Annotated in this window: 17 protein-coding genes; 9 read left to right on the top strand and 8 right to left on the bottom strand. The window is 70.7% G+C overall.

Annotated features, from left to right (window positions below):
- The first annotated feature begins 454 nt into the window (after window positions 1–454).
- From ACIBNA_RS34050 to ACIBNA_RS34040, 3 genes are all read left to right on the top strand, one after another.
- Complete coding sequence (locus ACIBNA_RS34050; protein ID WP_399169042.1) at window positions 455–1,090, top strand: DUF6230 family protein; 636 nt, start codon at window positions 455–457, stop codon at window positions 1,088–1,090.
- 190 nt (window positions 1,091–1,280) lie between these two features.
- The gene (locus tag ACIBNA_RS34045; RefSeq protein ID WP_399169041.1) at window positions 1,281–1,865 is read left to right on the top strand and encodes a DUF6114 domain-containing protein; all 585 of its coding nucleotides are present in this window, start codon (window positions 1,281–1,283) and stop codon (window positions 1,863–1,865) included.
- Window positions 1,866–1,956: 91 nt separating this feature from the next.
- Window positions 1,957–3,165, top strand: coding sequence for a hypothetical protein (locus tag ACIBNA_RS34040; protein ID WP_399169040.1), 1,209 nt, complete (start codon window positions 1,957–1,959; stop codon window positions 3,163–3,165).
- 275 nt (window positions 3,166–3,440) lie between these two features.
- On the opposite strand, the gene ACIBNA_RS34035 is transcribed toward ACIBNA_RS34040, so the two are convergent.
- From ACIBNA_RS34035 to pta, 5 genes are all read right to left on the bottom strand, one after another.
- Window positions 3,441–3,767, bottom strand: coding sequence for a hypothetical protein (locus ACIBNA_RS34035; protein ID WP_399169039.1), 327 nt, complete (start codon window positions 3,765–3,767; stop codon window positions 3,441–3,443).
- A 13-nt stretch (window positions 3,768–3,780) separates the two neighbouring features.
- Window positions 3,781–7,602, bottom strand: a complete 3,822-nt coding sequence (locus tag ACIBNA_RS34030; RefSeq protein WP_399169038.1) for a hypothetical protein — start codon at window positions 7,600–7,602, stop codon at window positions 3,781–3,783.
- A 274-nt stretch (window positions 7,603–7,876) separates the two neighbouring features.
- Window positions 7,877–9,304, bottom strand: coding sequence for a pyruvate kinase (gene pyk, locus ACIBNA_RS34025; protein ID WP_399169037.1), 1,428 nt, complete (start codon window positions 9,302–9,304; stop codon window positions 7,877–7,879).
- A gap of 74 nt (window positions 9,305–9,378) precedes the next feature.
- Entirely contained in the window at window positions 9,379–10,593 is a 1,215-nt protein-coding gene (locus ACIBNA_RS34020; protein WP_399169036.1) for an acetate kinase, read from the bottom strand.
- Window positions 10,590–12,692 (bottom strand): phosphate acetyltransferase, encoded by a 2,103-nt coding sequence (pta, locus tag ACIBNA_RS34015; protein ID WP_399169035.1) that lies wholly within the window; start codon window positions 12,690–12,692, stop codon window positions 10,590–10,592. The genes ACIBNA_RS34020 and pta overlap by 4 nt, the downstream gene beginning before the upstream one ends.
- Window positions 12,693–12,912: 220 nt before the next feature.
- Between pta and ACIBNA_RS34010 the strand changes: the two genes are divergently transcribed.
- Entirely contained in the window at window positions 12,913–13,938 is a 1,026-nt protein-coding gene (locus ACIBNA_RS34010) for an ATP-dependent 6-phosphofructokinase (protein WP_399169034.1), read from the top strand.
- Here the strand turns inward: ACIBNA_RS34010 and ACIBNA_RS34005 are convergent.
- Window positions 13,935–14,681 (bottom strand): helix-turn-helix domain-containing protein, encoded by a 747-nt coding sequence (locus tag ACIBNA_RS34005; protein ID WP_399169033.1) that lies wholly within the window; start codon window positions 14,679–14,681, stop codon window positions 13,935–13,937. The genes ACIBNA_RS34010 and ACIBNA_RS34005 overlap by 4 nt on opposite strands.
- A gap of 177 nt (window positions 14,682–14,858) precedes the next feature.
- Here ACIBNA_RS34005 and ACIBNA_RS34000 point away from each other — a divergent pair, with 177 nt between their 5' ends.
- The 5 genes from ACIBNA_RS34000 (at window position 14,859) to ACIBNA_RS33980 (ending at window position 18,655) form a co-directional block, all read left to right on the top strand.
- Window positions 14,859–15,308 (top strand): PPOX class F420-dependent oxidoreductase, encoded by a 450-nt coding sequence (locus ACIBNA_RS34000; RefSeq protein WP_399169032.1) that lies wholly within the window; start codon window positions 14,859–14,861, stop codon window positions 15,306–15,308.
- Window positions 15,309–15,600: 292 nt separating this feature from the next.
- Window positions 15,601–16,077: a hypothetical protein gene (locus ACIBNA_RS33995; protein WP_399169031.1), complete on the top strand. Its 477-nt coding sequence runs from the start codon at window positions 15,601–15,603 to the stop codon at window positions 16,075–16,077.
- Window positions 16,078–16,219: 142 nt separating this feature from the next.
- Window positions 16,220–16,726: a metal transporter gene (locus tag ACIBNA_RS33990; protein WP_399169030.1), complete on the top strand. Its 507-nt coding sequence runs from the start codon at window positions 16,220–16,222 to the stop codon at window positions 16,724–16,726.
- Between the two features lie 133 nt (window positions 16,727–16,859).
- Window positions 16,860–17,990, top strand: coding sequence for a histidine kinase (locus tag ACIBNA_RS33985; protein WP_399169029.1), 1,131 nt, complete (start codon window positions 16,860–16,862; stop codon window positions 17,988–17,990).
- On the top strand, window positions 17,987–18,655 hold the full coding sequence (locus tag ACIBNA_RS33980; protein ID WP_399169028.1) for a response regulator: 669 nt from the start codon (window positions 17,987–17,989) through the stop codon (window positions 18,653–18,655). Before ACIBNA_RS33985 ends, ACIBNA_RS33980 begins: the two co-directional genes overlap by 4 nt.
- 124 nt (window positions 18,656–18,779) lie before the next feature.
- Here the strand turns inward: ACIBNA_RS33980 and ACIBNA_RS33975 are convergent, their stop codons facing one another.
- Complete coding sequence (locus ACIBNA_RS33975) at window positions 18,780–19,805, bottom strand: ABC transporter permease subunit (protein ID WP_399169027.1); 1,026 nt, start codon at window positions 19,803–19,805, stop codon at window positions 18,780–18,782.
- Window positions 19,802–20,755 carry an ABC transporter ATP-binding protein gene (locus tag ACIBNA_RS33970; RefSeq protein WP_399169026.1) on the bottom strand — a complete coding sequence of 318 codons (954 nt, stop codon included), beginning with the start codon at window positions 20,753–20,755 and terminating at the stop codon, window positions 19,802–19,804. The genes ACIBNA_RS33975 and ACIBNA_RS33970 overlap by 4 nt, the downstream gene beginning before the upstream one ends.
- Between the last annotated feature and the right edge of the window lie 213 nt (window positions 20,756–20,968).

Raw genomic sequence — 20,968 nt, 5'->3', positions numbered from 1 at the left:
CCGTCCGGCAACACCCTGTGTCGTCGTCCGAGACCACGGGGTCGTTGTTCGGTTATCCCGCCGTTACTAGTCAGTAACGAACCCCCTTGTGCGGGCGGCCAGAATGGACCACGATCGGCCACGCTCGGTCCATTCCCGTACCCCGGCAGCCGGTTGGGTCGCGGGACGTCCTGGGTCCCCACCGAGCAGAGCCGGCGGCAGTGGCGCCGGCTCTTGGACAGGGGGGTCTTCGCCCACTGGGCGAAGCCTGTCCAGCAGGGTTGTGCGTGATGCGTGTCAGGCGCGACCAGTGGTTGTCGCTCGGGGGTGATCGCCGGTGATTCGGGCGCGAGTTGCGCCGCCGAGTGCAGGCGCTCTCCTTCCCGAGGACGTAGCACTTCTCCCATCCCTGCCCGGCTGAGCCGCGATTCGGGGCGAGCCAGGACAGGAGATGTACGTCCGAGAAGGAGGAAATATGGAGTCCCAGGTGCGTGGCGGGACCAGATGGAAGCGGTTCGCTGTGGTGATGGTGCCCAGCGTCACCGCCGCGGCATGTGTGGGTGTCGGACTCGCGCAGGGGGCGCTGGCCGCTTCGTTCAGCGTGTCCGGTCAGCAGTTCAAGGTGTCGGCGGCTCATCTCGAAGGTACGGGCTTCGCCCAGTACGGCGGGATAGACAACGTCTACGAGACGACTGAGGGCAAGAGCCAGAAGAAGGTCCCGGTCGCGATCTCGTCGTTCAAGAACGCGAAGATCACCGACATGTGCCAGTCGGTCGTGACACCGATCCCCGGCATAGGCAAGATCTACCTCCGTCTCGAGGCGGGGAAGAGCAAGCCGGTCACGGCGGAGAACCTCTACATCGACGTCGCCCAGCTCGACGCCGATGCGAAGTTCGAGGACATCGACATCGGCGTCGCGGTCAGGGACCAGAACCGCGGCCCCGACGTGAAGCCGGGCGAAAACGTGCTGCCGGGTGGCTTTGCCCAGCAGGCCAGAAAGGCGACGCTCACCGGCGTCGAGCAGACCGCGTGGGCGACCACGGCCGGCACGTTCACGCTCAACGGCCTGTCGATGAAGCTCGGCACCAGCGAGAAGATGGAGTGCTTCTGACGGCCTCCGTGCCACGGGTACCGCGGGGCGGCTGAGCCGTCCCGAAGGGGCGGGGAAGCCACGGTTTCCCCGCCCCGCGGGCCCGGCCCGGCCGTCCGCCGGGCACCTTCACAGACCCACACCTTCCGGCTACTGAACGCCTACTTCCGAGCCGGTACGTACCTCCACCGGACCGAGGGAGCTGTTTTCCATGAGTGCCGAGACTCCGGTCCAGAGCGCCGGGACCTTCACCCGGCTGCGTCGGCGATTCCGTGACTGGCGGGGCACCCGGCCGTTCTGGGCAGGCCTGTTGACCATCCTCGGCGGGGTGCCGATCGCCTACTTCCCCTACGCCACCCTCAAGCTGGGCACCATGTCGCTCACCATGGCGACCACCGCGGGTGCCGGCTCCCTCATCATCGGGGTCCTGCTGATCACGTTGGGCCTGACCATGTGGTTCCAGCAGGCGACGCGGGTCTTCGCCGGTGTCGCGTCGATCATCCTCGCCCTGGTGTCGCTGGTGGTCTCCAACATCGGGGGCTTCATCATCGGCTTCCTGCTGGCGATGCTCGGCGGCGCGCTCGCCGTCTCCTGGGCGCCCGGCAAGGCGGAGGGCGCCGAGGGGGGACGGCACAAGTCCGGTCGCGGACCGGACGGAGAGGGCGCCGTGGAACCCACGCCCCAGGGCGCCGGCGATGAGCCGGGCCCGCCGCACACCCCGTACGAGACCGGCGACGGCGGTCCGGCGGACGGCGTCCGGTCCGAGGCCCGTAACGGGGGGTACCGTGTCGGCTGACGCCCGCGCCCAGTTTCCCGGGACCCAGGCCCGGCCGAGAACGGGGCCTCGTCACGCGGCTCCCAAGAAGCCGCTGTTCACCCGGTTCCAGATGCCGGCCGGCAAGGCGATAGCCATGGCGGCGATGCCCACCGCGGTGCTCATGGGCATGGGGTTCACCCCGACGCTCGCCCTCGCCGACGACCAGCCGCCGACGTCGAACAGCCTGAAGGCCGACGAGTACAAGGACTGCGTGGCGGCGCTGGAGGGCGGCAAGGGCAAGGACGGCGCCTCCCCCTCGCCCTCGGCGAGCGGCGGCGAGGACGACGGCAAGAAGGACGAGAACACGTCCGAGCCGACTCCCTCGGCGTCCGCGGGCGGTTCGGACGCGGACAAGGACCCTGCGGACTCGTCCGGTTCGTCGGATTCAGGTTCCGACGACACGGGCGGAAAGTCCGAGCCCACGCCGACCCCTTCGCCCTCCTCGGGCACCTCGGGCCAGGACGACGCGGCAACGCCGAGCCCGTCGCCGTCCCAGAGCGGCGGCAACGTGCTGGAGGACATCGGCGACGCGATCGGCGGCATCTTCAACGGCGGCAAGTCCACCGCGAGCCCGAGCCCCACGCCGTCCGCGTCGGCCTCGCCGTCCGGGGACACGGCCAAGCCGGAGGACACGAGCAAGGACGACGCGTCCGACACCGTCAAGGAGACCACCGACAAGGTCACCGACACGGCGAAGGACACCGTGAAGGACACGGCCGGTACGGCGTCGAAGGCGGCCGAGGACGCGGCCGGGAAAGCCACCGCCTCCCCCAGCCCGTCCGCGAGCCCCTCCGTGGACCCCGAGGACTGCCCGGCCGCCACGGACGCCGAGGGCGGCGTCGACAACCAGATCCTCGTGCCCGACGACCCCTGGTACCTGGAGGCCAGCTCGCTGACCCTGAAGGGTGCCGACTACCAGGGCATCGTGCAGGTGCGGACGGCGAGCGGCGCCACGAAGAAGGTCCTGAAGTACGTCATCAACGACGGCACCGACATCGGGGACCTGCACCAGCTCGTCAAGGACAAGCAGTCCGGCAAGACCCACCACGTCCAGGCGGCGAAGGGCTCGACGTCGACGATCACCGACGGCAAGACGGTGATGTACACGGAGAAGATCTCGGGCAACCTGCTCGGGCTGATCCCGGTCACGTTCGACCCGGAGCACCCGCCGCCCCTGAACATCCCGTGGATCTATTTCACCAACGCGAAGGTCACCCAGGCCGGACAGTTCGGAGGCACGCTGACCGTGCCGGGGCTGCACCAGTACGTGACCGACTGACGCCGCCTCCGAGGCCTCTCCGGAGCCGCAACAGACTGTGCCCCGCCGGGTGTCGACCCGGCGGGGCACAGACGCATTTTCTGCCGGTGTTGCCATGCCGCCGCACGCCGCTCCGGCCGACGCGCCGGTCTCGTCCGGCGTGCCGGGCTTCGGCGCCCCGCCACGACCGGCGCCAGGGCCCGTCGGGGCTCGGGTGCCCGGTAAGCGGCCGGATGCGCCGGGGCCCCAGCGGGAGGTGGTGCCTTCCGCCGGGGCCCGGTGGGCGGTACCCGAGGTCAGTCGTCCTCCTCGTCGTGGAAGCTCGGTAGCACGTCTGTGTCCATGCCGAACTTGGCGAAGAGGTCGACCAAGGCTCTGGTCATGGCATCCAGTCCGCCCTCACGGACGATCATGAGGTCGGGGATGTGGACGTACAGACCGCCGGCGTACTCGCCGGTGGTGGAGCAGCGGGCCATCACCTCGACGATCTTCCGGGGAGTCATGAGGGTGGCGGTCCAAGACTTGCCCCCGGGAGCGCGGATGATCGCGTCGATGTCCTCGACGGTGTCGGCGTCATCCTCCAGAGCGAGTATGTACGTGATGGAGAAGTCGGCCGTCTCCACGACAACCAGAGGATTATGAGCCATAAATCTTCATCAACTCCGCGATGACCTTCGACTCGTACTTCTTGTCGGACTTTCCGACGATCTCCCAGCCGCCGTCGACCTGACGGAAGAACAGACGTGCGCCCTCGTGGCCCCGAAGGTACCGGATGCCGCCCGACAGCCCGGAGGAGCCTTTCCCCGGCTGGTCGTTGCCGTCCATGAGCTTGTTGATCAGAGCGTTCATCTCACGCTGGACGGCCTGGTTCTTGGTGGACTCCTCGGCGAGCTTGGCGAGCCTGCTGTTCTTGCCGAGCGCCGAGGTCACGCAGATCTTCGGCTTCCCGGCGGAAGCGGCAGCGGGGGCCTTGCCGGCCTGCGCGACGGCGAGTGCACCGACCTTCGTGGAGGCACCGTGGAACGCGGCCCGCTGGGCGGCGGCGCCTTCAGCGATCGGAACGAGGCACGCTACGGCGCTCTGGCCCTTCTTGACCCGGTCCAGGACCGTACGGAACCGGTCCAGGGTGTCCTTGGCCTTGTCCAGGCCCTCCCAGAAGGAGTGGATGCCGCTGCTGACCCGGTAGATCGCCTTGGCGACCGCCGGAATCTTGGTGACGGCCGCGCCGACGAGGATGACGTTGACCAGCGTCCACAGGCAGCTCTCGACGTCGCGCTTGGTGAAGCACTTCTTGGCGTCGTTGTAGCCCAGCTCGTCGAGGAGGATCTGGCCGCCGTTGGCGACCACCCAGTCGATGACGTCCATGGCTAGGAGCTGCTTGGCCTCGCGGAACTCGTCCACGCAGGACTGGCCGCAGTGGGCGAGGAGCAGGGCCTCCTCGTCCTGGGTGAGGTCCGGCCCCGTGTCGGGCTTGGGGCCCTCCATCGCGGCCTCGCGGGCTTCCTCCTGTCGCTTGAGGAACTCCGCCTCGGCGCGGTCGGCCGCTGCGTCGGCCGCCTTCGCGTCCTCGTTGGCGTTGGCCGCGGACTTCTCCGCGGCGTCGGCGTCCTTCTCGGACTGGGTGGCCGCCGAGTCCGAGGCGCCGGCGTCGCGAGTGGCGGCGTCGGCGGAGGCGCGGGCGTTCGCGGCGCTCTTCTCGGCCTCGGTGGCCTCGTTGTTCGCCGCGGCGGCCTCGCTCGAGGCGTCACGGGCGGCGCTGTCGGCGTGGAACCAGTCCGTGCCCGCTTGTGCGACGTACTCGCTGGTCCTGGCGTCGGCCTTCTTCGCCGCCTCGGCGGCCTTGGCCGCCTCCGCCGCCGAAGCCTGGGCGGCGGCCATGGACTTGAGCGCGGCTGCCGCGTCCGCTGCCGCTGCCGCTGCCGCCTGCGCGGCGAGCTTGGCGTCGCCAACTGCCTTGTCGGCCAGCGCCTTGGCGTCGGCGGCGGCCTTGGCCGCCTCCTTGGCCTTGGCCGCGGCCGCGGCGGCCTGCCGCTCCGCGATCGGCTTGGAGGTCTGGCCGACGAGCACCGCGAACGCGGCCGCACTGTCGGTTTCCTTGTACGGAGTTCCGATGGCAATGGCCTCGTTGGCGGGCTTGATGACCTCGGCGGCCGAGTCGCGAGCTGCGGAAGCCGCCTGACCGGCCGCGTACGCGTGTCCGGCGGTCACGGCCGCCCAGGCCCTGGCCTTGACGGCCTCGGCGCGGGCCGCTTCGGCCTCCTGGCTCGCCTTGAGGGAGGCGGCCTGGGCCTTCTTGGCCTCCTGCTCGGCCTTGGCGGCGTTTGCCGACGCGGCCTCGGAGGCGTCGATGGCCTCGGCGGCCGCGGCGTGCGCGGTCGCGCCGGCGGCGGCGGCCGTCTGGTAGGCCGACCACGCCTTGTCGGCGGCCGCGCGGGAGCGCTGCGCCGCGGCATCGGCACGGGTGGCTGCCGCACGGGCGTTCTGCGCCGCGGTGCTCGCCTCGCCGGCGGCGGCGTTCGCCCGTGTGGCCGCGGCGGCCGCGTCGTTGGCGGCGGCTCGGGCGGCGGTGGCGGCCTCCCGGGTCTCGCCCGCGGCGCTTGTGCCGACGGCCGCGGCGGCGGCCGACTCCAGGGCGGCGGCTCGGGCGGCGGTGGCCTTCTTGTTGCGCTCCGCCTCCTCGGCCTTCTCACGCGCCGTGGCGGCCTTGCCTTCTGCAAGTAGCGCCACGGCAAGCTGCTCGTCGGCCGTCTTGGCCGCGCCCTCCGCACGGGTGCGGGCGTGCCCGGCCGTATCGCGCTCGTTGGCCGCGCGCTGCTCGGCCGCCTGCGCCTTGGCACGTTCGTCGGCCGCGGTCTGGCGCTCCTTCGCAGCGAGGGCCTTTTCCTGCTCGGCCTTGGCGCGCTGCTCCTTGGCGGTCGCCGCCGCGACGCGGGCCGTCTCCTGTGCCCGTTCGGCGGTGGCCTGCGCGTTCTTCGCCTTCGTGGCGTTGGCGGCGGCATCCTTGGCCAGTGCGTCCGCGGACACCCGGGCCGCCTTCGCCTGGGCGGCCGCCTCCTGTGCGGCGATCCGCCGGAACTCGGTGTTGACGGCGTGCGCCTGGGTCCGGGAGAGCGCGAACAGCGCCTTGCTGTCGGCCACCGTCGCCTTGGCGGCGTTCACCGCGGTCTGGGTGGCCTTCGCCGCCGCCTGGGCCGCGGCGTACGAGGCCTTGGCGACCTGCACCGACTGCTGCGCGTACAGCAGTCCGCGGCCGCGCGGCGTCTTGGCGGCGTCGGCGATGGCGTACGCGTCGTTCTGCGCGGTGCCGGCCTGTTCCGAGGCCGTCTTGGCGGAGGCCACCGCCTTGTTGGCCAGGGACAGTTGCTCGGCGGCCCGCTTCTGGGCGTTGGCCAGGTCGGTCTTGGCCTGGGTGAAGACCGCGGGCTTGGGCCGGTGGAGGTGGTCCTTGGGCTGCCCGGCCCAGTACTTCTGCCAGAGCAGGATCTGCTCGGCCAGCCACGCCTGCCCGATGGACTCGATCATCGCCTCGGTGGCCTTGCGGGCCTCAGCCGAAGCGGTCGCCTCGGCGGACATGATGCTGGCCCGCGGCTTGGCCTGAGCGGCGTACTCCTTCTCCCACTCCTGATGGGCGGTCAGGACTACCGGGTTGAGGATCCGCTGGACGTCGACGGGGTTGAAGCTGTCGCAGCCGCCCCAGGCGACCTTGAGGGCCTCGACCTCCATGCGGTACTCGGCGGAGCCCTCCTCCAGCGGCTTGGTGACGAATCCGCCGTGGCGCAGGAAGGAGGCGACGTCGCTGGCGGTGGTGTGGTTGTAGGGGCCGCGGACATCGGTGTCCCCGAACATCAAGTCGGCCGCGTAGTCGTTCCTGACGTCTTGCCCTTTGACCCCGGCGGCGATCTTCTTGGCGTGGTCGACCGAGGCCTTGGTGGGGATGCTGCGGCCGTCCTGTCCGAACATGCCGTACAGGTCCCGCTGCGGACCGAGGGTGAAAGCGACGACTTCCTTGTCGAACTCGGGAGCGTGGTACTCGGTGCCCGAGCTCCAGCCCGTCTGTGCATAGATCTTGTTGGCCGTCTCCCAGCGCTCCTTGTGCTTATGGGACTGGCTCAGGTAATCGATGACACCGTCTTCGTCCTTGGCGAGGGCGTCGGCGAGTGTGCCGAGGCCAAACCAATGCCCTTCCAGTGCGGCGGCAATGTCTGTGTCGGTGCCGTTGAGGGCCTTGGCGGCCGCGGCCTTGAGCGCGGGGCCGCCGATGTGCAGGGCCATGCCGGCCATGCACCGGTCCATCCGGGCGTCCAGCCCGAGGCTGATCCGGAACTTGCCGTCGTCCGGGTCCTCGGCCGGCGGATCGTCGGCCCGGGCAGGTGCCGCGTACACCAGTCCCGTCAGTACGGCGGAGGCCGCCACCAGTGCGGTACTGGCTAACCCCCTTGAGCGCAGGGCTCTTCGCATGTCGTCGCCTGTCTGCTGGTCGAATGGTGAGGCCAGGAAGAGAGCAGGCGGACATGGCTGCGCGGCAGCCGTGGTGGGTCGTTGACGGGTGACACTCGTCGAAAGAGATGTGTGCGCTGGTCAGGCGCACTCCCCCCGCACTCTCTCCCCGAGAGCCTCACAAGATTTTCACAGAGGGTCGATTTCTGGTAGGGGCTTGGCCGGTGGCGTACGCCACTGAGGGCGCCCCCTGTCACAGGGGACGCCCTCAGTCGCGTACCAAGGCCTTCGCGGGTCAGCCCTTGGCGCCGCCCAGGTGGTGGACGCGCACCATGTTGGTGGTGCCGGGGACGCCGGGGGGCGAGCCGGCCGTGATGACCACGATGTCGCCCTCGTTGAAGCGGTTCAGCTTCACCATCTCCTGGTCCACCAGGTCGACCATCTCGTCCGTGCTGTTCACGAACGGCACGACGTGCGGCTCCACGCCCCAGCTGAGGGCGAGCTGGTTGCGGGTGGACTCGTCCGTGGTGAACGCGATGATCGGCTGGACCGCGCGGTAGCGGCACAGCCGGCGGGCGGTGTCGCCGGACTGGGTGAAGGCCACCAGGCCCCGGCCGCCGAGGAAGTCGGCGATCTCGCACGCGGCGCGGGCCACCGAACCGCCCTGCGTGCGCGGCTTCTTGCCCGGGACCAGCGGCTGCAGGCCCTTGGACATCAGCTCCTGCTCGGCCGCGGTGACGATCTTCGACATCGTCTTCACGGTCTCGATCGGGTAGGCGCCCACGCTCGACTCGGCGGACAGCATGACCGCGTCGGCCCCGTCCAGGATCGCGTTGGCCACGTCGGAGGCCTCGGCGCGGGTCGGGCGGGAGTTGGTGATCATCGACTCCATCATCTGGGTCGCCACGATCACCGGCTTGGCGTTGCGCCGGCACAGCTCGATCAGGCGCTTCTGCACCATGGGGACCTTCTCGAGCGGGTACTCGACGGCGAGGTCACCGCGGGCGACCATCACGCCGTCGAACGCCATGACGACGTCCTCCATGTTCTGCACCGCCTGCGGCTTCTCCACCTTGGCGATGACCGGGACGCGGCGGCCCTCCTCGTCCATGATGCGGTGTACGTCCGCGACGTCCTTGGCGTCCCGTACGAACGACAGCGCGACCAGGTCGCAGCCCATGCGGAGCGCGAAGCGGAGGTCCTCGATGTCCTTCTCGGACAGGGCCGGTACGTTGACGGCCGCGCCGGGCAGGTTGATGCCCTTGTGGTCGGAGATGACGCCGCCCTCGATGACGATCGTCTTCACCCGGTGGCCCTCGACCTCGGTGACCTTCAGCTCGACGTTGCCGTCGTTGATGAGGACCTGGTCGCCCTTGGTCACGTCGCCGGGCAGGCCCTTGTAGGTCGTCCCGCAGATCGTCTTGTCGCCCGGGACGTCCTCGGTGGTGATGGTGAACTCGTCACCGCGGACCAGCTCCACGGGACCCTCGGCGAAGGTCTCCAGGCGGATCTTGGGGCCCTGGAGGTCGGCGAGGACCCCGATGGCCCGGCCGGTCTCCTTGGCGGCGGCACGGACCCGGTCGTACCGGCCCTGGTGCTCGGCGTGCGTGCCGTGGCTGAAGTTGAAGCGGGCCACGTTCATGCCGGCCTCGATCAGCGCGACAAGCTGCTCGTGGGAGTCGACCGCGGGGCCGAGAGTACAGACGATTTTCGAACGGCGCATGGGGGCGATCCTATCGGTTTGTTTCGCAACGGAATATTCCGTCTGGCGGAAAATACAAAAGGGCGGGATGCCGCTCAGGTGTGATTCCCTGAACCAATTACCAGCGCGTAGGTCTGTGTCGCGATCTCCAATTCCTCGTCAGTAGGCACCACCGCCACCGCGACCCGGGCACCCTCGGGCGAGATCAGCCGCGCCTCGTCGCCGCGTACGGCGTTGCGCTCGCCGTCCACCGCCAGGCCCAGCCCCTCCAGGCCCGCCAGGGCGGCCTCCCGCACGGGCGCCGCGTTCTCTCCGACGCCGGCGGTGAAGGCCACCGCGTCCACCCGTCCGAGTACGGCGTAATAGGCGCCGATGTACTTCTTCAGGCGGTGAATGTAGATGTCGAACGCCAGCGCCGCCTGCTCGTCGCCCTCGTCGACGCGGCGGCGGATCTCCCTCATGTCGTTGTCGCCGCACAGTCCGATCAGACCGCTCTTCTTGTTGAGAAGAGTGTCGATCTCGTCGGCGGACATTCCACCAACACGCATCAAATGGAAGATGACGGCCGGGTCCATGTCTCCCGAGCGCGTACCCATCACGAGCCCCTCCAAAGGCGTCAGGCCCATGGAGGTGTCCACGCAACGACCGCCCCGTACGGCCGAGGCGGACGCCCCGTTGCCCAGGTGCAGCACGATCATGTTCGTCTCGGCGGGGTCCTTGCCGAGCAGCTCGGCGGTGGCCCGGGAGACGTAGGCGTGGGAGGTGCCGTGGAAGCCGTAGCGCCGGATGCGGTGCGCGTCGGCCGTCTCGACGTCGATCGCGTAGCGGGCGGCCGACTCCGGCATCGTGGTGTGGAAGGCCGTGTCGAAGACCGCGACCTGCGGCAGGTCGGGCCGCAGCGCCCGGGCCGTGCGGATCCCGGTGAGGTTGGCCGGGTTGTGCAGCGGGGCCACCGGGATGAGCCGCTCGATCTCGGCGAGGACGGCGTCGTCGATCACGGTCGGCTCGGTGAAGGACCTGCCCCCGTGCACCACCCGGTGCCCGATCGCGGCCAGCTCGGGCGAGTCCAGGCCGAGGCCGTCCTTGGCGAGCTCCTCGGCGACGGCCTTCAGGGCGGCGTCGTGGTCGGCGATCGCGCCGCCGCGCTCCCGGCTCCCGCCGCCGGCCGGGGTGTGCTTCAGGCGGGAGGTCTGCTCGCCGATGCGCTCGACCAGACCCATCGCCAGTCGGCTGTTGCCGCGCATGTCGAGCAGCTGGTACTTCACCGACGAGGAGCCGGAGTTGAGGACGAGGACGCGGGTGGGGCTCACGGGGCGGTTGCCTTCTCACTCGGGGACGGGGCGGGGGACTGGGCCTGGATCGCCGTGATGGCGACCGTGTTGACGATGTCCTGGACCAGGGCGCCCCGGGACAGGTCGTTGACCGGCTTGCGCAGACCCTGGAGCACCGGGCCGACGGCGATCGCGCCGGCCGAGCGCTGCACGGCCTTGTAGGTGTTGTTGCCGGTGTTCAGGTCGGGGAAGATCAGCACGCTCGCCTGCCCGGCGACCTCGGAGCCGGGCAGCTTGGTCGCCGCGACCGACGGCTCCACGGCGGCGTCGTACTGGATCGGGCCCTCGATCCTCAGGTCGGGTCGGCGCGAGCGGACGAGCTCGGTGGCCTCGCGGACCTTGTCGACGTCGGCGCCGGAGCCGGACGTACCCGTGGAGTACGACAGCATCGCGATCCGCGGCTCCACGCCGAACCGCCCGGCCGTGCTCGCCGACTGGATGGCGATGTCGGCGAGCTGCTCGGCGTTCGGGTCGGGGTTGACCGCGCAGTCGCCGTAGACGAGGACCTTGTCGGCCAGGCACATGAAGAACACCGACGAGACGATGTCGGCGTCCGGCTTGGTCTTGATGATCTCGAAGGCCGGGCGGATGGTCGCGGCCGTGGAGTGCACCGAGCCCGACACCATGCCGTCGGCGAGGCCCTCCTGCACCATCAGCGTGCCGAAGTAGTTCACGTCCGAGACGACGTCGTACGCCAGCTCCACGGTGACGCCGCGGTGGGCGCGCAGGGCCGCGTACTTCTCGGCGAAGGCGTCGCGCAGGTCGGAGGTGGCCGGGTCGATCAGCTGGGACTCGCCGAGGTCGATGCCGAGGTCGGCGGCCTTCTTGCGGATCTGGTCGACGGGGCCGAGCAGGGTCAGCTCGCACACGCCCCGGCGCAGCAGCACCTCGGCGGCGTGCAGCACGCGCTCCTCGGTGCCCTCGGGCAGCACCACGCGGCGCAGGTCGGAGCGGGCCTGCTCCAGCAGCTTGTGCTCGAACATCATCGGCGTGACGCGGTCGCTGCTCGGGGCGGAGACGCGGAGGGCGAGGTCCGCGGTGTCGGCGTACCGCTCGAACAGGCCGAGCGCCCGCTCCGCCTTGCGCGGGGTGGCCGCGTTGAGTTTGCCCTCCAGGGAGAACAGCTGCTCGGCGGTGGGGAAGCTGGTGCCGGCCACCGACAGCACCGGGGTGCCGGGCGCGAGCCGGTCGGCGAGCGTGAGGATGTCGGTGCCGGGCACCTCGTCCAGGGTGAGCAGCACGCCCGCTATCGGCGGGGTGCCGGCGCTGTGCGCGGCGAGCGCGCCGACGACCAGGTCGGCCCGGTCGCCCGGGGTGACGACGAGGCAGCCCGGGGTCAGGGCGCCCAGGAAGTTCGGCAGCATCGCGCCGCCGAAGACGAAGCCGAGCACGTCCCGGGCCAGCCCCGAGTCGTCGCCCAGCACCACCTTGGCGCCGAGGGTGTGGCCGATCTGCGAGACCGTCGGGGCGGACAGCGCGGGCTCGTCGGGCAGGACGTAACAGGGCACGGGGAGCCGGGAGTCGAGCTGGCCGGCGATCTCGTCGCGGTCCTCGCGGGCCACCCGGTTGGTGACCATGGCCAGGACGTCACAGCCCAGCGTGTCGTAGGCCCGGTAGGCGTTGCGCGTCTCGGCGAGCACCGACTCGACGGTCTGCTTGCGGCCGCCCACGACCGGGATCACGGACGCGCCGAACTCGTTCGCCAGCCGGGCGTTGAGCGACAGCTCGTCCGGGAGCTGGGTTCCGGCGTAGTCGGTGCCGAGGACCAGGACCACGTCGAAGTCGCGGGCGACCAGGTGGAAGCGGTCGACGAGCGTGGACACCAGCTCGTCCGTGCCGGCCTCGGCCTGGAGGGCGGACGCCTCGTGGTAGTCCATGCCGTAGACGGTCGCCGGGTCCTGGGCGAGCCGGTAGCGGGCGCGCAACAGCTCGAAGAGGCGGTCGGGCCCGTCATGGACGAGGGGACGGAAGACGCCCACCCGGTCGACCTGCCGGGTGAGGAGCTCCATGACCCCCAGTTCGACGACCTGGCGGCCGTCGCCGCGGTCGATGCCGGTCACGTACACGCTGCGGGTCACGCGCGCTCTCCGTTTCGTCTCGAGTGGGGGTACACGTCAAGCCAATGGCTATCCAGCCAGGGGCACAAAAATCGCCCACCGAGGTGAGCAGAACCCTCTTGACAATACCTCCGCCGATAGATAAGGCGCCCGTCAGTCCGGGGTGCGGCACCGGGCTGTGGAGCGTGAAACAATCGGCAGAGGCTCACCGGTATCCACAGCGAGCAGGAGACACAGCACGATGCGTATCGGAGTTCTCACCGCAGGCGGCGACTGCCCCGGCCTGAACGCCGTGATCCGGTCGGTCGTGCACCGGGCGGTCGACAACTACGGCGACGAGGTCATCGGCTTCGAGGACGGTTACGCGGGCCTGCTGGACGGCCGCTACCGGGCCCTCGACCTGAACGCGGTCAGCGGCATCCTCGCCCGCGGCGGCACGATCCTGGGCTCGTCCCGGCTGGAGCGCGACCGGCTCCGCGAGGCCTGCGAGAACGCCTCCGACATGATCCACGAGTTCGGCATCGACGCGCTGATCCCGATCGGCGGCGAGGGCACGCTGACGGCGGCCCGCATGCTGTCCGACGCGGGTCTGCCGGTGGTCGGCGTCCCGAAGACGATCGACAACGACATCTCCTCCACGGACCGCACCTTCGGTTTCGACACGGCGGTCGGCGTCGCCACCGAGGCGATGGACCGTCTGAAGACCACCGCCGAGTCCCACCAGCGGGTGATGGTGGTGGAGGTCATGGGGCGCCACGCCGGCTGGATCGCGCTGGAGTCCGGCATGGCGGCCGGCGCGCACGGGATCTGTCTGCCGGAGCGTCCGTTCGACCCGGCCGATCTCGTGAAGATGGTCGAGGAGCGCTTCTCCCGCGGCAAGAAGTTCGCGGTCGTCTGTGTCGCCGAGGGCGCCCACCCCGCCGACGGATCCATGGACTACGGCAAGGGCGCCATAGACAAGTTCGGCCACGAGCGCTTCCAGGGCATCGGTACGGCACTCGCCCACGAGCTGGAACGACGGCTCGGCAAGGAGGCCAAGCCGGTCATTCTCGGCCACGTCCAGCGCGGCGGCTCGCCGACCGCGTACGACCGGGTGCTCGCCACGCGGTTCGGCTGGCACGCGGTGGAGGCCGCGCACCAGGGGGAGTTCGGCAGGATGACCGCGCTGCGCGGGACGGACATCGTGATGGTGCCGCTCGCGGAGGCCGTGACCGAGCTGAAGACCGTGCCCAAGGACCGGATGGACGAGGCCGAGTCGGTCTTCTAGGCCGGGCTCTCCTGGATCCTCGTCCAGAAGTGGTCGACGATCCGGTCGAGGAAGTCGCGGGCGGCGTCGCCGGCGTCACTGCTGCCGCCGCCCCAGCTCAGGGTGGCGACCATGTGCCCCTGGTAGTCCTGGTGCAGACCCTGGAGGGCGCCCTCCAGGAACTGCCGGTCCAGGGGCACGACCTTGGCCACCGGGCGTACGTAGGCCTGCCAGCGGGTGGTGACGGCGTTGCGCAGCAGTTCGCCGAGCTTGGCGTCGCGGCCCGTGACGGTGACGAAGTCGGGCAGGCCGAGGCCGAGCAGATCGGCGAGGGCGGCGGACTGACGGTCGGTGCCGCGCCAGGTGTCGGTCTCCTCCATCCGTAGATAGGCGTGGAGTTCGTGCCCCACGGCACGGGCCACGTCCTCGGGGGCGAAGCCGCGGGCGATGCGGTGCTCCCGCAGGGTGCGGGGTCTGCCGATGAGCTCGCCGGGCGAGCACCACAGCACCCCGGCGAGCGCGGTGAGTTCGGAGCCGGAAGGGGACGCGGCCCCGCGTTCCCAGGCCATGACGTGCTCCGGGGTGATGTGGGGGCGCCCGTAGGAGACGCGCATGCCGTGGGCGACGTGCTCGGGTGTCATGCCGAGGGCTGCGCGCAGGCGGCGGGCGGCGGGGGCGTTGAAGGGCGGGGGCGTCGGGGTGGCGGGCAGGGGGTGGGGGGTGGGCTGGCTCGGGCGGGCTGAAGGTCGGCGCACGGGCCACAAGCTAGGGGTGCGGGGCTGCGGTGACTACGGTCTGTTCGGCCAGGATCACGGATTGTAGGAAGCTACGGATGCCGGCGGGTTCGACCGGGGCCGAAGATCGTCTGTCGGCCGGGGCGGGGGTGCGGCGAGGATGACGCCGGGCCTGGTGAACGCGGGCCCGGAAAGGTGGTCGGTCAGGTGAACGGCAAGCTCAACGAGCATATTCGCGAGCGTCTTCTCGCGACGAACTTCTGGCACCTCGCGACGGTGGGTGCGGACGGAGCGCCCCAGGTGTCGCCCATGTGGGCGGACATCGAAGGGGAGTACGTCATGGTCAACACCTCCATCGGGCGGGTGAAGGAGGAGAATCTGCGGCGCAATCCGTACGTTTCGCTGTCCCACCACGACCCCGGGAACCCCTACGACCGGGCGGAGATCCGGGGGAAGGTCGTCCGGTTCGTGGAGGGCGAGGAGGCCGAGCGGGCGATGGACCGGCTCGCGCGGAAGTACCTCGGGGAGGACCGGTATCCGTGGCTGCTGCCCGGGGAGCGCCGGGTGATGCTGCTGATCGAGCCGACACGGGTACGGAGGCTGGAGGGTGTGGAGCCGTTCCGGGCCGGGGTCCTGCCGGACGGGGCGGCCGGCTGAGGCGGGGCATGCGCGGCTCGACGGGGGCCGCGCCGGTCTCCCAAGTGCCGTCGACGTGCCGGCGGTTGCCAGGTGGCACCGGGCCCTGCTCGGTCACGGCACCCTCCCCTCAACCAAGTGCACGCCCTTCACCGTCGACAGCGTCTTTATGCCCGCGTACAGCCCTGCCCAGGGGCGCGATGGCAGCGGCCGGTGCGGCACGCCGCTGGACCGGCGTCCGCAGGCGGGGAGTTCGCCATCCGCCGCCCCTTTCGAGCCGGAGCCTCGCTTGGCCGGCGTCGTCCGGGTTTCAGTGACACGGACACAAGAGCTGCCCGGCCTGCCGGCCGCCCAGTCAGTAGTTCGGCGCCAGGTCGGTCTCGACGGGGCGAACGCGCTGATCCTGGCCGAGCTGGGCTTCATCGCGGAGCTGCGCGGCGACGCGCGGGGTGCGCTGGCCCGCCACGAGGAGGGCTACGAAACGGCCCTCACCACCGGCGACCCCCGGGCACTCGCCCTCGCCCTGGAGGGCCTCGCCGCCGCCCACGCCCTCGCGGACCGTCCGGGGACCGCGGCGCTTCTCCTCGGCGCGCCTCCGCCGCCCGCGCCGCCACGGGTGCGCCGCTCCCGGCCGCGCAACGCCCGGACGTCGACCGCACCACCGCCGCGGCGACGGCCGCGCTGGGGGCGGCGGGGTTCGTGGACGCCTTCGCGAAGGGAGAGTCGCTGTCGCCCGAGGCAGCGTATGCGCAGGCGCGGGCGTCGCGGACCCTGGCGGGACACCCCCTAGGAGAGCCGGGAGTGCCAGAACTGGCCCAAAGCGTGGCTCCACCGACGCTCTTCCGTACTTTCGGCCGGTACGCGATGCGCTTGGGCTTTCTAGCCTGAGCCGCATGAATACAGGGGTTCGGCCGGCAAGGTCGGCTGGCAGGGTGTTCAACATCGGGGTCGGCGTCGTGTTCGCCCTGGGGATCGTCTTCACGACGTTCATGCTCATGGACAGTTGGGGCGGCGGGTCCTGGGTGTTCGGCTCCGCCGTCTCGACCATCGTGGGCGGCCTGGCGTTGATGCGCGAGCGGCAGAAGGTACTGACCGCGGTCGCGGGCCTGGCCGTGACGGCCGTTGCCGTCGCGGTGTCCCTGATCGCCGGGGAGGAGCTGCCGCAGGAGCCCGCGCCCATCACGGCGCCGGCCCTGTCGGTGCTCGTTGGCTCCGCGATCAGGACGCTGCCGACGGGACCGGCCGCCGGGATCGCCGTGGGCGGCGTCGTGGTGACCGGGGTCACCTGGTTCGACGGATGGAGCGGCGTGACGAACCTGGCCACGATGGGGATGGCCGCCGCCCTCGTGATGGGGCCGGCGTTGCGCGGCCTCGACCGCAACCAGCGCGCCAACGCCCCGGCACCGCAGGGGTCCTGGGTTGACCCGCCGCGGTCGTAGCGTGGCCCAAGACCCAGCGGATGCGGCAGGCGCCGCCCAGCCTGAGGCAAGGACCTCGGAGCCGTCCGGCACTCCGCCCGCGGCCCCGCCGAACGGCGCGGATCGCGGGCGAGGATTCAGTAATCTGATCAACGTGATTCCGCAGCGATGGGTCGGGGCCGTCTCCGCCGTCGGGCTCGGTGTCGCGTTTCTCGCGGCGATCGCCATGCAGTCCTTCGCCCTCGCGCAGACCTGGGGGGCCGCGTCCTGGGCCCCCGGCGCCGCCACCGCCGTGGTGGTGTGCGCCCTCGCGCTGATGCGCCATCGGGAGCGGACCTGGACGGCGGCCGGGGGCCTCGTCGTCACCGCGCTGGCGGTCCTCGTCCCGCTGCTGCCGGGCACCCGGTTTCCCGCCGGGCTCGGACCCGCCGTCGCCCTGGGCCTGGCCGTGCTCACCGGATCCGCGGTCAGGGCGTTGCCGATGGTGCGGGCCGGGGCCATCGCGGGCGCCGGGCTGCTGGTGATCGCCGTTCAGTTCGCCGTCCGGCCGCCGTCGGCGGTTCCGGCCATCGCCGCAGCGGCCTGGCTGGCCGCCGTCGGGGTCGGGCTGGCGCTGCGCATGTTCGACGGCCGGGCGAAAGCCGCCGCCGAAGAGGTGCGCCGGGCTGAACGGCTGGAACTCGCCCGGGAATTGCACGACATCGTGGCCCACCACATCACAGGGATGGTGATCCAGGCGCAGGCCGCCCATATCGTCGTGCGGCGGGCCCCGGAGAAGGTGTCGGACTCGCTGACCGAGATCGAGAGCGCCGGGTCCGAGGCCATGACCGCGATGCGCCGTGTCGTCGGGCTGCTGCGCGACACCGACGATGCGGCGCCCGTCTCGCCCGGGCCGGAGGGGCTGAGCACGCTGGTCGAGCGCTTCAGCCGCCAGGGCCCGCAGGTCCGTCTGAGCGTGCCCGACGACGACACGGAGTGGCCGCCGGAGGTGACCAGTACCGTGTACCGCATCGTCCAGGAGGCGCTGACGAACGTCCTGCGGCACGCGCGGCACGCCCGCTCCGTCGACGTCACCGTCGGCCGTGACGCCGAGGCCGTCACCGTCGAGGTCGCCGACGACGCCCCGCCGCACTCCCCCCGGTCTCAGCACCGCGGGGGGTACGGTCTGATCGGTATGCGCGAACGTGTCGAGACGCTCGGCGGCTCGCTGTTCGCCGGTCCCCGGCCCGGGGCCGGCTGGTCCGTGCGGGCGATCCTGCCCGTCCCCACCAGGGAGCCCGGATGACCATCAAGGTCCTGCTCGCCGACGACCAGGCGATGATCCGCCGCGGCCTGCGACTGATCCTGGAGGACCAGCCCGACATCGCCGTCATCGGGGAGGCCGAGGACGGCGCCGAGGCGATCGCGATGGCCAGGCGGCTACGGCCGGACGTGTGCCTGGTGGACATCAGGATGCCCAAGCTCGACGGCATCGACGTCACGCGCGCCCTGGCCGGCCCTGGGGTGAGCGATCCGATACGGGTCATCGTGGTCACCACCTTCGACCTCGACGAGTACGTGTACGGGGCACTGCGTGGCGGCGCGGCGGGATTTGTCCTCAAGGACGCCGGACCCGCCCTGCTCATCGAGGCAGTCCGCGCCGCCTGCAACGGCGAGGCGCTGGTCTCGCCGTCGGTCACCCTCCGGCTGCTGAAGCACCTGAACGAGACCCAGACGGTGCCCCGCGGCCGCGCTGGGCAGTCGCCACCGCTGTCCGGGCGCGCGCTCGAGGTCGTGCGGGCCATCGCACGCGGCCGCACCAACCAGGAGATCGCCGCGGAGCTGTTCATCTCCCTGAGCACGGTCAAGAGTCACCTGTCAGGGATCCAAACCAAGCTCGGGCTGCGCAACAGGACCGAGATCGCCGTCTGGGCCTGGGAGAACCGCATCGTCGAGAGCACCTCCGAGTAAACCGTTCACTCCCTCACGACAGACGTCTTCCTCGCCGCCCGCGGGGCTCTGCCATGTCGGGAGAGAAAAGGGTGCCGCCGGGAAAGTCCCGGTGGCACCCCGAACGCGCCGGTTGAGACGCAGGTCAGCTCACCCTGCGTCGGATCCGCCAAAGGCCGAACGTGGTGAGGATCCCGCTGAGTGTCAGGTAGATCGCGGTCTCCAGCCATTGGAACGCCCAATAGCGGCTGCGGGGGTGATAGCGGACGTCGATATGGAGGTCGTACTCGGCGAGGCACACCGCCGCGTCGCCGAACGTGCCGCCCGCGCCGGTCCTGGGCGGGGAATCGATGCAGTCGTTGAACCTGGTCCCGTCGAGGGCCTTGCCGTTCGCGGTGCGCAGCGGGCTCGTCTCGGCGATCCAGGCGTCGGGCGCGCCCGGGATCTTCACCCCGTTGATGACGGAGCCACCGCTGATGCTGCCCAAACTCTGCGCCTCGTTGATGGACTGGGCTGTCATGGGCAACGTGGCCCTCTCCGCCGGCATGAGGCTGGGTCGCACCACGTTGGGGAAGAAGAACTGGAAGGCGAGGAAGACGACGAGCGTCACGGCCATCGCGGGCAGGGTCCGGCGGAGCAGGAGCCCGACGACGGTGCCGAAGGTGAAGGCCAGCGCGGCGTAGCCGATCGGGGCGATGTTGCGCGCGCCGAACTCGAAGGTGCTGAACTCGCTCTTGACGACCTCGTCGAACGGGTGGGCCGCCCAGGTGAGCAGGGCGGCGGACGCGCCCGTGAGGAACATGGCGGCCAGGCCGACGAACAGGACCTTGGCGAGGAGCCAGCGCGGGCGGGTGATGCTCTGGTTCCACACCAGCCGGTGGGTGCCGCTCTCGAGCTCCCGGGCGATCAGCGGCGCGCCCCAGAACGTGCCGATGACGGCGGGGAGCAGGCCGAGCCCGGCCGCGATCAACAGCAGCGTGTTCTTGTAGGCGCTGAGGAACTGGCTCCTTGCCCGGGCACAGTCGGCAACGCCCTGGCAATGGGCTCGGTAGACGTCGTAGCCGTCGCGGATGTCCGCGCCGAGGTACACCGAATACGCGGCAAAAACGGCCAGCGCGCCGGTGCCGACCAGCGCCTGGACGCGGAACTGCCGCCAGTTCAGCCACATCATCGCGAGGCCCCCCAGGCTGCGGCCTCGATCCGGGCGGCGGGCACCGCGGCCGCCCGGGTCATGTAACCGAGGACGAGTTCTTCGAGCGGGACGGGCTCGACCGGGTACGGCAGCGACGCGGGCGAGGCGTCGGTGCGGACGACCGCGCTGCTGTGCTTGCCGCTGTGCTCCATCGAGATCACCTCGACCCCGGCGGGCAACCGGTCGAACTCGCCGCGAGGTGCGACGAGTCGAGCGTGCCCGGCCAGCAGATCCCGGGTATCGCCGGCCACCTGCACCCGCGAGTCGCACAGCACGATGAGGTAGTCGCAGACCTGCTCGATGTCCCCGAGCAGGTGCGAGGACAGCACGGCGCTGGCGCCGAGCTCGCGCACGAACTCCATCAGGTTCTGCAGGAACCCCTTGCGGGCCAGCGGGTCCAGTGCCGCCGCCGGCTCGTCGAAGATCAGCAGCTCGGGCCGCTTGGCCGCCGCGACGGTCAGCGCCAGCTGCGCGCGCTGGCCACCCGAGAGCTGCCCCGCCTTCTGCTCGGGGTTCAGCCCGACATGGCGGATGCGCCGCTCGGCCAGGGCGGGGTCCCACGCCGGATTCATCTTCGCGCCGAGCTCCATGTGCTCGGCCACGGTGAACGAGCTGTACACCGGAGTGCTCTGCGCGACGAACCCCACCCGGGCCAGATGTGACGCGTTCGCCGCCGGACGTGACCCCAGCACGGTCAACGAGCCGGACGTCGGCTCGATCAGTCCGCAGGCCAGATGCAGCAGAGTCGATTTGCCGGCCCCGTTCGGGCCGACCAAACCGATGACACGGCCGGAGGGGACAGTGAGGTTCACGTCGCTGAGGGCCGGCTTGCCGCGGCGACCGTATTTCTTCGTCAAGCCCTCGGCATGAAATGCCGGAGGGAAGTCTGCATTTGGCATGCCCTTATCGTGGAATTCCACGTCCTTCACAGCATCAGCTCAAAGCATGGTTCCCGTTGTCGGCGACCGTACTTTTGGCCGGGCCTGCCCGCGGCCCTGTGCCGGCAACACCGAACACACGACAGGGCCTAGCTGTGCTGTCCCGGGGCGTTGGTGACGGGCGACACGCCTTGAGTGGTCCTTGAACGGGGTGAGGGCCCCTGGTTTCGGTGTGGATTGCGACACCTACGACCGGCATCCAGG

The organism is Streptomyces sp. NPDC050164, from assembly GCF_044459945.1.
GTDB classification, from domain to species: domain Bacteria; phylum Actinomycetota; class Actinomycetes; order Streptomycetales; family Streptomycetaceae; genus Streptomyces; species Streptomyces coeruleorubidus_A.
The sequence above is the reverse complement of the archived record's forward strand: the minus strand, read 5'-3'. Positions and strand labels throughout refer to the sequence as shown.

What these genes read in the sequence shown, in the direction of transcription:
- ACIBNA_RS34040 (WP_399169040.1), top strand. Translation starts at nt 1,957, where the DNA reads ATGCCGGCCGGCAAGGCGATAGCCATGGCGGCGATGCCCACCGCGGTG.
- pyk (WP_399169037.1), bottom strand. Translation starts at nt 9,304, where the DNA reads ATGCGCCGTTCGAAAATCGTCTGTACTCTCGGCCCCGCGGTCGACTCC.
- ACIBNA_RS33975 (WP_399169027.1), bottom strand. Translation starts at nt 19,805, where the DNA reads ATGATGTGGCTGAACTGGCGGCAGTTCCGCGTCCAGGCGCTGGTCGGC.
- ACIBNA_RS34010 (WP_399169034.1), top strand. Translation starts at nt 12,913, where the DNA reads ATGCGTATCGGAGTTCTCACCGCAGGCGGCGACTGCCCCGGCCTGAAC.
- ACIBNA_RS34045 (WP_399169041.1), top strand. Translation starts at nt 1,281, where the DNA reads ATGAGTGCCGAGACTCCGGTCCAGAGCGCCGGGACCTTCACCCGGCTG.
- ACIBNA_RS34050 (WP_399169042.1), top strand. Translation starts at nt 455, where the DNA reads ATGGAGTCCCAGGTGCGTGGCGGGACCAGATGGAAGCGGTTCGCTGTG.
- ACIBNA_RS34030 (WP_399169038.1), bottom strand. Translation starts at nt 7,602, where the DNA reads ATGCGAAGAGCCCTGCGCTCAAGGGGGTTAGCCAGTACCGCACTGGTG.
- ACIBNA_RS33980 (WP_399169028.1), top strand. Translation starts at nt 17,987, where the DNA reads ATGACCATCAAGGTCCTGCTCGCCGACGACCAGGCGATGATCCGCCGC.